Source organism: Kribbella sp., from assembly GCF_035687465.1.
Classification (GTDB): Bacteria; Actinomycetota; Actinomycetes; order Propionibacteriales; family Kribbellaceae; genus Kribbella.
This window is the reverse complement of record NZ_DASRXP010000008.1, coordinates 26850-37166: the sequence shown is the minus strand read 5'-3', so window position 1 is coordinate 37166 and position 10317 is coordinate 26850. Positions and strand designations below refer to the sequence as shown.

General features: G+C 67.2%; 9 protein-coding genes. 4 read left to right on the top strand and 5 right to left on the bottom strand.

What is annotated here, in order from left to right; genetic code table 11:
* The first annotated feature begins 176 nt into the window (after positions 1–176).
* Entirely contained in the window at positions 177–1952 is a 1776-nt protein-coding gene (locus tag VFG33_RS00305; protein ID WP_325021061.1) for an NHL domain-containing thioredoxin family protein, read from the top strand.
* A gap of 6 nt (positions 1953–1958) precedes the next feature.
* Here the strand turns inward: VFG33_RS00305 and VFG33_RS00300 are convergent, their stop codons facing one another.
* The 3 genes from VFG33_RS00300 to VFG33_RS00290 all read right to left on the bottom strand — a co-directional run bounded on the left by VFG33_RS00300 (position 1959) and on the right by VFG33_RS00290 (position 5232).
* On the bottom strand, positions 1959–2207 hold the full coding sequence (locus VFG33_RS00300) for a DUF6458 family protein (protein ID WP_325021059.1): 249 nt from the start codon (positions 2205–2207) through the stop codon (positions 1959–1961).
* Between the two features lie 150 nt (positions 2208–2357).
* On the bottom strand, positions 2358–3128 hold the full coding sequence (locus VFG33_RS00295) for a DUF4097 family beta strand repeat-containing protein (protein ID WP_325021056.1): 771 nt from the start codon (positions 3126–3128) through the stop codon (positions 2358–2360).
* A 244-nt stretch (positions 3129–3372) separates the two neighbouring features.
* Positions 3373–5232, bottom strand: coding sequence for an acyl-CoA dehydrogenase (locus tag VFG33_RS00290; protein ID WP_325021054.1), 1860 nt, complete (start codon positions 5230–5232; stop codon positions 3373–3375).
* Positions 5233–5320: 88 nt separating this feature from the next.
* On the opposite strand from VFG33_RS00290, the gene VFG33_RS00285 reads away from it, so the two are divergent.
* Positions 5321–5842 carry a histidine phosphatase family protein gene (locus tag VFG33_RS00285; RefSeq protein ID WP_325021052.1) on the top strand — a complete coding sequence of 174 codons (522 nt, stop codon included), beginning with the start codon at positions 5321–5323 and terminating at the stop codon, positions 5840–5842.
* Here the strand turns inward: VFG33_RS00285 and VFG33_RS00280 are convergent.
* Together VFG33_RS00280 and VFG33_RS00275 are read right to left on the bottom strand one after the other, a co-directional pair.
* Positions 5839–7185 (bottom strand): hypothetical protein, encoded by a 1347-nt coding sequence (locus VFG33_RS00280; RefSeq protein ID WP_325021050.1) that lies wholly within the window; start codon positions 7183–7185, stop codon positions 5839–5841. The genes VFG33_RS00285 and VFG33_RS00280 overlap by 4 nt on opposite strands.
* Positions 7182–7682, bottom strand: coding sequence for a SigE family RNA polymerase sigma factor (locus tag VFG33_RS00275; RefSeq protein ID WP_325021048.1), 501 nt, complete (start codon positions 7680–7682; stop codon positions 7182–7184). Before VFG33_RS00275 ends, VFG33_RS00280 begins: the two co-directional genes overlap by 4 nt.
* A gap of 149 nt (positions 7683–7831) precedes the next feature.
* Here VFG33_RS00275 and VFG33_RS00270 point away from each other — a divergent pair, with 149 nt between their 5' ends.
* On the top strand, positions 7832–9130 hold the full coding sequence (locus VFG33_RS00270; protein WP_325021046.1) for an MFS transporter: 1299 nt from the start codon (positions 7832–7834) through the stop codon (positions 9128–9130).
* Position 9131: 1 nt separating this feature from the next.
* Positions 9132–10310: an anhydro-N-acetylmuramic acid kinase gene (locus VFG33_RS00265; protein ID WP_325021044.1), complete on the top strand. Its 1179-nt coding sequence runs from the start codon at positions 9132–9134 to the stop codon at positions 10308–10310.
* Positions 10311–10317 lie beyond the last annotated feature (7 nt).

The following is a 10317-nucleotide window of genomic DNA, read 5'->3' as shown; positions in this document are numbered from 1 at the left end:
CGAACCACCCACACCTACCGCCCGACGAACCACCCACACCTACCGCCCGACGAACCACATCCACCTACCGCCCGACGAACCACATTCGCCTGGCGTACCGCGAACCACCCACACCTCTGCGCCCACGAACTGGGCACCCGGCGTCGAGGCGTTGGGTGGGGGCGGACAATGGGGGTATGCATGTTCGTGCGCCGGAGCTCAAGGGTCGGGGATGGTTGAACACCGGGGGTCGGGAGCTGAGGCTCGCAGACTTCCGTGGGCGGTTCTTGATCCTCGATTTTTGGACGTTTTGCTGCATCAACTGTCTGCATGTGTTGGATGAACTGCGGCCGTTGGAGGAGAAGTACGGGGATGCGTTGGTGATTGTGGGGGTGCATTCGCCGAAGTTCGCGCATGAAGGGGAGGAGCAGGCGGTCAAGGCTGCCGTGGAGCGGTATGAAGTGGCGCATCCGGTGCTGGATGACCCGGAGCTCGTGACCTGGCAGAACTACACCGCGCGGGCTTGGCCGACGTTGGTGCTCGTGGATCCCAACGGATACATCGTCGCGCAGTACTCCGGCGAGGGGCATGCGCATGCGCTCGATGCCCAGTTGGCTGAGTTGATCGTGGAGCATGAGAAGGCCGGTACGTTGACGCGCGGCAAGTCGCCGTACGTCGCTCCGGTGCCTGAGGCAACGGAACTCCGCTTCCCGGCCAAGGTGATCAAGTCGCAGCAGGGCTTCCTCGTCGCGGACGCGGGCAACCACAGCATCGTCGAACTCGCGGACGACGCCACCACGATCCTCCGCAGGTTCGGCACCAAGCAGCGCGGATTCCACGACGGGCCGGCCGGCGAAGCGACCTTCTCGGAGCCGAACGGTCTCACCCTGCTGCCGGACGATGTCGCCGAGAAGGTCGGGTACGACGTGGTCGTCGCCGACACGGTCAACCACGCGCTCCGCGGGATCAACCTCACCACCGGCGTGACGACCACTTTGGTTGGCACCGGCAAGCAATGGATGGACGGCGACACCACGGACGTCCTGAGCTCGCCCTGGGATGTGGCGTGGTGGCAGGACAAGGTGTGGATCGCGATGGCCGGCGTGCACCAGCTCTGGACCTTCGACCCGTTCACCAAGACCACCGAGGTCGCAGCCGGCACCACGAACGAAGGTCTTCGCGATGGCGCTAAGAACGAGGCCTGGTTCGCCCAGACGTCAGGGTTCGCGGTAGATGGCGACCGCCTGTGGCTCGCCGACTCCGAGATCTCCGCGCTCCGCTGGGTCGACACCGAGGTCCACACCGCCGTCGGGACCGGCCTGTTCGACTTCGGGCTGCGCGACGGCAAGGCCGAGGAGGCGCTCCTGCAGCACCCGTTGGGCGTGACGGTCCTCCCGGACGGTTCGGTGGCGATCGCCGATACCTACAACGGCGCCGTACGGCGGTACGACCCGGCGCAGGGGATCGTCGAGACGATGGCGACCGAGCTCGCCGAGCCCAGCGGAGCTGTTGTCGTAGGCAACGAGCTGCTGGTGGTCGAGTCGGCGGCGCACCGGCTGACCCGGATCCCGTTGGGCGCGTCCGCGAAGGCGACGGAGTTCAGCACCCGGACCCAGCGCCCGCCGATGGAGATCGCCGGCGGCGAGGTGACTCTCGAGGTGGTGTTCACGCCGCCGCCCGGGCAGAAGCTGGACGACAGGTACGGACCGTCCACCCGGCTGCTCATCTCGTCGACCCCCGAGGCCCTCCTGAAGGAAGGCGCTGGTGATTCCACCGATCTCAGCCGCCGACTGGTGATCGACGAAAACGTCGGGGGCGGGGTACTGCACGTCGCAGTACAGGCTGCTTCCTGTGATGACTCGGCCGAGGTGGAGTTCCCGGCTTGCCATATGCATCGGCAGGACTGGGGTGTTCCGGTCCGTGTCAGCGCAGACGGTGCCGCCCGGCTCGAACTGGTGCTGTCCGGCGGCTGAGGAGCGCTACTCCTTGGTGTCGCGGTTGTGCTCCTCGACGATCCGGTACTCCTCTTCCACGGCCGGGTCGAGGGCGTCGTTCGGGACGCGGCGGCGGCGGTTGGTGATGTAGAAGGAGAGCACGATTCCGGCCAGTCCGGCGAGCATCAGGATGTAGCCGACGACGGTCAGATCGACGGCGTCCCAGGAGTCACGGACGGCGAACGCCAGGATCGCGCCCACCACCATCAGGAAGATCCCCACACCGATGCTCATGCCGAGCCCTCCTCGAGTTTCACCGAACACTTCGAAGCTACCCCGGCCGGACCCCGGAATCCATGAGCAACGCGTGTCGACGTAACCCACAGTGGCCGGGGGGATGCTCCCTCTGCGAGTACCCGGCTTCAAACGCCTGCTTCGTCAGGTTCAGCGGGCGGCGAGTTCGACATCGCCGCTGACCGTGGTGGCGTCGATCTGGTGGCTGCCGGCCGGGTCGTCGCCGAGGTCGTTGTCGACGTCACCGCTGTGCGTGTCCGTCTGCACGTTGTAGCTGCCGGCCGGCGCGACCACCCGTACGTCGCTGCTGGTGCCCTTGGCCGTCACGTCGTTCGCCTCGTCCAGCTCGACCGTCAGATCGCCGGAGGTGGTCTCCACCGTCACCGCGCCACCCTTGAGGCGGGTCGCCTCGATATCGCCGGAGGTCGCTTTGAGGTCGAGCTTGCCGGTCATCCGGTCGATCGTCACATCCCCTGACGTCACGTCGAGTTTCACATCGCCGCTGACGTCGCGCAGCTCGATGTCGCCGGACCGGGCCGTGGCATCCACCCCGCCGACCCCGGTGATGGACAGATCGCCGCTACCGTTGTCACCGGTCACCTTCGTACCGCGGGGGACCGTGATGACGAAGTCCGCCCGGCATTGCCAGCCGCAGTCCCCGTCCAGCCGCAGTGTCTCGTCGTCCACCTCGTAGGCATCGCCGTGCTTCACCAGCCAGTACGTGCGCTTCTCCTCGATGGTGGTCTTCTCGACGTCGTCCACCTTGATGGTGATGTCTGCGTTCGGGGAGTCGAGGTCGACCGTGGAGATCTTCTGGCTCACCTCGTGCTTGTCCGTCGACTCCCTGTCCGCGAACGACCAGAACGCCAAGGCTGCCCCCGTCACCACCAGCAGTGCCCCCACTTGCCGCACGTCAGCCATCGTCCGTTCCGCCTCTCGATCCCACCCCGCATCAACCTGTCGCTCGACCCTAGGCCGGTACTGCGGTGCGCAGGATCAGGCAGAACCCCCGAGCCGCCCCTGAACACTTACTCAGGGCAGACAAGGCACGGCCCTGGCTCGGACAGGGGAGACCGGGCCAGGGTCGTGGTCTTGCCTTCCGCGGAAACGCTTCTACAGAAGAGCGGTCCGCACCAGGGCGGATGGTGGGGCAGATCGGGGCAGATCAGAAAGCGGACTCGGGCAGATCCATCACGTCGAGGTCGGTCAGCTCGGCCTTGACCCGCTCGGCTCGCACCGACGGCATCGTCGAGCGGACGAACCACCGGGCCGCCGCGAGCTTGCCGGCGTAGAAGTCCTGGTCGGTCGGCGAGAGGTCCTCGCCCAGCCGCTTCAGTGCGACCTCGGCCTGCCGGAGCATCAGCCAGGAGCAGACGACATCGCCCAGCACGTACAGCAGTCGGGAGGTGTTCAGCCCGACCTTGTAGATATTGCGCGGGTCACCGTTCTCGGCCTGCGGGTTGCTCGCCATCAACGCCTGGCCCATCACGCCCAGGATCTTCTGGGTGTCCTCGAGGCCCTTGGCGAGCAGCGCGCGCTCCTCCTTCAGCCGGCCGTTGCCGGCCTCGGAGGCGACGAACGCCTGGATCTGCTCGGCCAGGTGACCGAGCGCCTTGCCCTGGTCCTTGATGATCTTGCGGAAGAACAGGTCCTGGCCCTGGATCGCGGTGGTGCCTTCGTACAGGGTGTCGATCTTGGCGTCGCGGACGTATTGCTCGATCGGGTAGTCCTGCAGGAAGCCGGATCCGCCGAAGGTCTGCAGCGACTCGGTGCCGAGCAGGGTCCAAGACTTCTCCGAGCCGTAGCCCTTGACGAGCGGCAGCAGCAAGTCGTTCACGCGCTCGGCCTCTTCGTCGTGCTCGCCCGCGTACCGCGCCTGCTCGGCCCGGTCCTGGTACGTCGCGGTGAAGAGAACCAGGGCACGCAGCGCCTCGGAGTACGACTTCTGTGTCATCAGCGAGCGACGGACGTCGGGGTGGTGCGTGATGGTGACGCGCGGCGCGGTCTTCGCGGCGTTCGTCAGGTCGGCGCCCTGGACCCGCGTCTTGGCGTACTCGAGCGCGTTCAGGTAACCGGTGGACAGGGTGGCGATCGCCTTCGTGCCGACCATCATCCGGGCGTACTCGATCACCTCGAACATCTGCGCGATGCCTTCGTGTACCTCGCCGAGCAGCCAGCCCTTGGCCGGGATCGTCTCGCCGAAGGTGAGCTCGCAGGTGGTGGACACCTTGATGCCCATCTTCTTTTCGACTCCCGTGACGAAGGCGCCGTTGCGCTCGCCGGTCAGCTCGCCGGTCTCCAGATCGAAGTCGTACTTCGGCACCACGAACAGGCTGAGGCCCTTCGTACCGGGACCGCCCACGCCTTCGATGCCCTGCGGGCGAGCGAGCACCAGGTGCACGATGTTCTCGGTCAGGTCGTGCTCGCCGGAGGTGATGAACCGCTTGACGCCCTCGATGTGCCAGGTGCCGTCCTCTTGCTGGATGGCCTTGGTCCGCCCGGCGCCGACGTCGGAGCCGGCGTCCGGCTCGGTCAGCACCATGGTCGCGCCCCAGCCGCGCTCGATGATGTGGTGCGCGATCTTCTTGTCCCGCTCGGTGCCGTTGCGCCACAGGACATGGGCGAAGTTCGGGCCGGCGGCGTACATGTGGACCGGCGGGTTGGCGCCCAGCACCAGCTCGGCGGCGGCCCAGCGCAGCGAGGGAGGCGTCGGCTGGCCACCGAGCTCCGGCGGCAGCTCGAGCTTGAACCACTCGGCGTCCATGTAGGCGTGGTAGCTCTTCTTGAAGCCCTCGGGCATCCGGACCTCGTGCGTCTCCGGGTCGAAGACCGGCGGGTTCCGGTCGGCCTCGGCGAACGACTCGGCCAACTCGTGCTTGGCCAGCCGGTCGATCTCGGACAGCACCTCGCGGGCGGTGTCCACGTCCATCTCGGCGTACGGGCCCTGACCGAGCACCTCGTCACGGCCCAGGACCTCGAGCAGGTTGAACTCGATGTCCCGCAGATTCGACTTGTAGTGGCTCACAGGGTTCCCCTACCTCTTCACGGCGCTGTACTCGCGAGTAACTTGAGTATATACCCGCCGGTAACGAGCACCAAGTAAGTTCTCCGGTGTGACTGTGAAGCTGATCTACGAGACGCACTCGATCACCGTCGACAACGAGCGCGGGATCGCCACCGGCTGGCTGCCGGGCGAGCTCTCGGAGGAGGGCAAGCGGCTGGCGCTGGAGCTGAAGGACCGGCGGCGGGATGTCGACGCGGTCTTCAGTTCGGACCTGCGGCGGGCCGTCCAGACGGTCGAAGTAGCCGGGCTGACAGCTCCACACCTCCAGGACTGGCGCCTACGAGAGTGCAACTACGGCGAGCTCAACGGCGCGCCGGTGGATTCCCTCGGGCCACGAAAGCTTCGGATAGATACCCCGTTCCCAGGCGGCCAGAGCTACCGCCAGGTGCTGGAACTCACCCGATCGTTCCTCGAGGACATCAAGAGCCTGTACGACGGGCGCGTGGTGCTCGTGGTCGCGCACTCGGCCAACAGATGGTGCCTCAAGCACCTACTCGACGGGGGCGCCCCACTCGAGAACCTGGTGGACGCCCCCTTCGACTGGCAACCCGGCTGGGAGTACGAGTTCTAGCGGAGTTGCACGATCTTCTCCACACCCCGGAGAACCACCTTCACCTCAACGTCCTGCCCGGCCGGCACCAGCGAGGCATTCGCCCGAGGTGAAGTCCACGCACCGCCTTCGAAGCGATAAGACAACTGAGCGTCCTTCTGAGCAACGGCCCACCCCTGACCGTCAGGCAGCTTGATGGAGACCGGTAAGGCGGCGTTCTTGTCGGGGACGCCGCCGGGGATGATGGTGGTGCTGCCTGCTTTCGAGGTGAGCACGGCGTACACCCTGGTCGGGTCGCTGTCGAGGATGTGCTCGCCGAGCAGCAGCCGTGAACCGTCGGGGGTTCGGCCATAGCCGGCCCACATCGAGCTCCCGATCAGGTAGGCGGCCGGATCACGGGCCTCCTCGAGCACGTTGTCCAGGGAATCGAGCGCGGACTTCCGGAGATCCTCGGCTCCCGATGTCATGGCCCACAGCAACCACCCGGACTCGGGCCAGAGCCGTTTGTCCCCCCCGCTTTGGGAGCCCTGCTGGAACGGCACGCCGAGGATATGGAGCCACCCGCGGTTCTCGGCCGGAAGAGGGCTGAGCCGCAGCGCGTCCAGGTCGACTCCGGCCGGCAGTTCGACGACGCTGACGCCGTCCTCGAACTTCAGGGGCGTGTAGTCGTGGCGGCTGGACCCGTCGTCGGCGTAGATCCGCTGGTGCGACCAGCCGACCTCCTGACCGGTATCGAGCACGACCAGCGCCTTTCGGCCCGAGGCGCCCGTCACGAACCCGGTGGCCATGCCGACTCCCGGAGCCGGGTAGCTGTCGGCCACCAGGGTGGCAGTACCGTCCGCGCCTTCGCCGACGAAGCCTGCCAGGGTGTAGATGCCCTCGTGGTCCAGCTGGATGTTGTCGTGGTGACGCAGGTAGGACTGCTGTACGACGACGGCTGCCCGGCCTGCCGGGGTGGTTCCGGCCCAGGCGACCTTCGGTTCGCCGCGGAGGTTGTCGAAGATGCCGCGGTCCTGGTTCTGCGAAGTCGCGTGGCTGCGCTGCCAGGCCTGAACGACCTGGTTCAGGTAGGCCTTGTCGTCGGCGAGGTCGCCACGGGTCGAGCCCTTCATCAGGAAGCCGTACGGATCGCCGGCAGCGGACATTCCGACATCGTCCGGACGAATCCGGTCCAGCAGGCTGTCACGTGCCACGGCGCCTCCGCCGACGGCGATCACGACCAGCGCCGCGGCGGTCAGAGAGGTCAGCCGGCGTCGCCGCAGTCGTCGGGAGCCGGCCTGGCGGGCCCGCTGCGCCAGGTCGGACGGAGCATCGATGTCGTCGACGCTCATGCTGAGCCGCTGCTTGAGCTCGGTGTGGGTCATCGCAGTCCCTCCAGGATCGCGGGTTCGGTGATCAGGCGCAGCTTGTCCAGGGCGCGGGAGGTCTGGCTTTTGACCGTGCCGACAGTGCAGCCGAGTGCTTCGGCGGTCTGGACCTCGGTCAGGTCCTCGTAGTAGCGCAGGATGATCACCGCCCGCTGCCGTGGCGGCAGCTCCTGCAGCGCGGTCAGCAGTTGGTCGCGGACGGCGTGCCTGTCGGTGCCATCGGGGGTCGGCCGGTCGTGTTGCTCCGCCAGGGCGACCTCGGGTTTGCGACCTTTGCGGCGCCAGCGGTTGGTGACCAGGTTCGCCAGCGTCTTGCGGGCGTACGGTTCCGGCGCTCCCCTGATCCAGCGCCAGCGGACGTAGACCCGCGCGTACACCTCCTGGACCAGGTCCTCGGCCGCCGGCCGGTCGCCGGTGAGCAGGACTGCGGTGCGTAACAACCTCGTCGACGTGCCGCGCACGAAGTCGTCGAAGTCTTCACCCCGGGTGACCATCTGACCCCCTTCCTCCGTTGCCAGCTATGACACCGGTACGCCGCGGAAGGTTGCTCCGCCACGCGGTACCCGCGGCGAGGGGAACTCATAGACCAAGATGGAACCTGCGACGGGAGGAAAGTTACGGGGGGCCAGCGGAAGAGGTTCTGATGAGCACAGCACCCGGTACGGCGACCCTCGAGGTCCGGCGGCACCGTAGGTCCCTGGTGGCCGGCACGGTCGGCAACTTCGTCGAGTGGTACGAGTTCGGCGCGTACGGCTTCTTCGCCACGGTGATCGCGGCCAACTTCTTCAGCAGCACGTCGACCAGTGACGCCGAGAGCCTGATCAAGACCTACGCCTCGTTCGCGCTCGCGTTCTTCTTCCGGCCGATCGGGGCCGCGGTGTTCGGTCGGGTGGGTGACCGGATCGGCCGACGTCCGACGCTGATCCTGGTGCTGTTGTTGATGACGGCATCGACCACCCTGATCGGCCTCCTCCCGACGTACGCGACCGTCGGTGCGGCAGCGCCCTGGCTGCTGACGCTGGTCCGGGCGCTGCAGGGGTTGTCGGCCGGCGGCGAGTTCGGCGGGGCCGTGGCGATCATGACGGAGTTCGCGCCGCGCACGAAACGAGGTCTGTACGGCGCGTGGCAATCCTTCACCGTGGCGCTCGGGTTGCTCACGGGCGCCGGGTTGGCGGCGATCCTCGCGACGGTACTGAGCAAGGCGGCCCTCAACGATTGGGGCTGGCGGGTGCCGTTCCTGTTGGCGCTCCCGCTCGGCTTGGTCGCGCTGTGGTTGCGCCTCCGGCTCGAAGAGACCCCGAACTTCTCCCGACTGCAATCAACCGAGGTCGAGGAGGTGAAGAAGGCCGAGACGGCCAAGGCGATTGCTCTCGGCATCGGCCGGCTGATGGGCTGGTCCGCCGCGGGCTACACGTTCCTCGTGGTGATGCCGTCGTACCTGCAGGCGACCTTGAATGCGACGTTCCAGCAGGCCCTGGTGGCGACGGTGCTGGCGAACGCCGGGTTCGCGCTCTCGATCCTGCCGGCGGGTTGGCTGAGTGACCGGATCGGCCGGCGTCCGGTGATGGCGACCGGCGCCGCGCTGGTCGTAGTACTGGCGTTTCCCTTGATGAATCTGTTGCAGGACAAGGAGAGTTCGAACGCGGCGAAGGGCGCAGCGGTCTTCATCGCGGGGCTGGTCGTGGGGTTGATGGCCGGGCCTGGCCCTGCGATGCTGGCGGAGATGTTTCCGACCAGAGCGCGCTACACCGGACTGGGCCTCGCCTACTCGCTGTCGAACGCGGTCTTCTCCGGTTCGGCCGGCCTGATCATCACCGAGTTGATCAAGCGGACGAAGAACATCGACATCCCCGCGTACTACGTGGCGGTGACCTGCGCGGTCAGTGTGGTCGCGCTGCTGACGTTGCGAGGCGACGATCACCGGCGGGAGTTGCGGGACTGACATGCGAGTCATCGGCCTGATGTCGGGCACTTCGTACGATGCGATCGACGCGGCCGCGGCGGATCTCCGGCTCGAGGACGACCGGATCGTCCTGACCCCGCTGGGGATGCTCAGCCGGCCGTATCCGGAAGCGTTGCGGGCCGATCTGACCGCAACGTTGCCACCAGCAACTACTTCGACGGAACAGGTCTGCCGGCTCGACACCGGGATCGGACAGGCCTTCGCCGGGGCCGCCAAGCAGGCGGTCGAGCAACTGTGCGGCGGTCACGCGGACGTGATCGTCTCGCACGGACAGACGGTGTTCCACTGGGTCGACAACGGCGAGGCGCGCGGCACCCTGCAACTCGGCCAGCCGGCCTGGATCGCCGAGGCGACGGGGACGACGGTGGTGTCGGACCTGCGGTCCCGCGATATCGCCGCCGGCGGTCAGGGCGCCCCGCTGGTCAGCATCTTCGACGTGCTCTGGCTGCGCAGACGAGCCGGTACGCCGGTCGCCCTCAACCTCGGCGGGATCGCCAACATCACTGTGGTTCCGCAGGCGGGTGATCCGATCGCGTTCGACACCGGGCCCGCGAACGCCTTGATGGACGCGGTGGTCCGCGAGCTCACGGGCGGCCGGTCCACATTCGACGCGGACGGTGTGATGGCGGGGCGAGGGAAGGTCCATCCAGGGTTGTTCGAGCGGCTGCTGGCAGAGCCGTACTACCAGCGGCCGGCCCCGAAGAGCACCGGGAAGGAGCTGTTCCACCTCAGCTACCTGGCGTCGATGATGGCCGGTCTGCCCGAGATCGCGCCGGACGACCTGGTCGCGACGGTGACTGCGCTGACCGCCCGGACCGTGGCCGACGCGGTGCACGCGTACGGCGGAACCGAGGTAATCGCGGCCGGTGGAGGGATCCGCAATCCCGTGTTGATGCACCGGCTGGTCGAGGAGCTTCGCGGAGTACCGGTGCGGAGTACCGACGAACTCGGGCTGCCCTCTGCGGCGAAGGAGGCGTACGCGTTCGCAGTACTGGGGTTTCTGACGGTCAATGGGCTTGGCGGGACCGTTCCTAGCTGCACCGGGGCTCGGCATTCGAGTGTGCTCGGGTCGATCACACCGGGGTCTGGGCAGTTGCCGCTGTTCCTGCCGCCTGAGCGTGCGCCGGTCGCGCTGAACCTTGACCCGGGTGGCGTGTGACGATCCG

What these genes read in the sequence shown, in the direction of transcription:
- VFG33_RS00305 (WP_325021061.1), top strand. Translation starts at nt 177, where the DNA reads ATGCATGTTCGTGCGCCGGAGCTCAAGGGTCGGGGATGGTTGAACACC.
- VFG33_RS00300 (WP_325021059.1), bottom strand. Translation starts at nt 2,207, where the DNA reads ATGAGCATCGGTGTGGGGATCTTCCTGATGGTGGTGGGCGCGATCCTG.
- VFG33_RS00295 (WP_325021056.1), bottom strand. Translation starts at nt 3,128, where the DNA reads ATGGCTGACGTGCGGCAAGTGGGGGCACTGCTGGTGGTGACGGGGGCA.
- VFG33_RS00280 (WP_325021050.1), bottom strand. Translation starts at nt 7,185, where the DNA reads ATGACCCACACCGAGCTCAAGCAGCGGCTCAGCATGAGCGTCGACGAC.
- VFG33_RS00275 (WP_325021048.1), bottom strand. Translation starts at nt 7,682, where the DNA reads ATGGTCACCCGGGGTGAAGACTTCGACGACTTCGTGCGCGGCACGTCG.
- VFG33_RS00270 (WP_325021046.1), top strand. Translation starts at nt 7,832, where the DNA reads ATGAGCACAGCACCCGGTACGGCGACCCTCGAGGTCCGGCGGCACCGT.
- VFG33_RS00265 (WP_325021044.1), top strand. Translation starts at nt 9,132, where the DNA reads ATGCGAGTCATCGGCCTGATGTCGGGCACTTCGTACGATGCGATCGAC.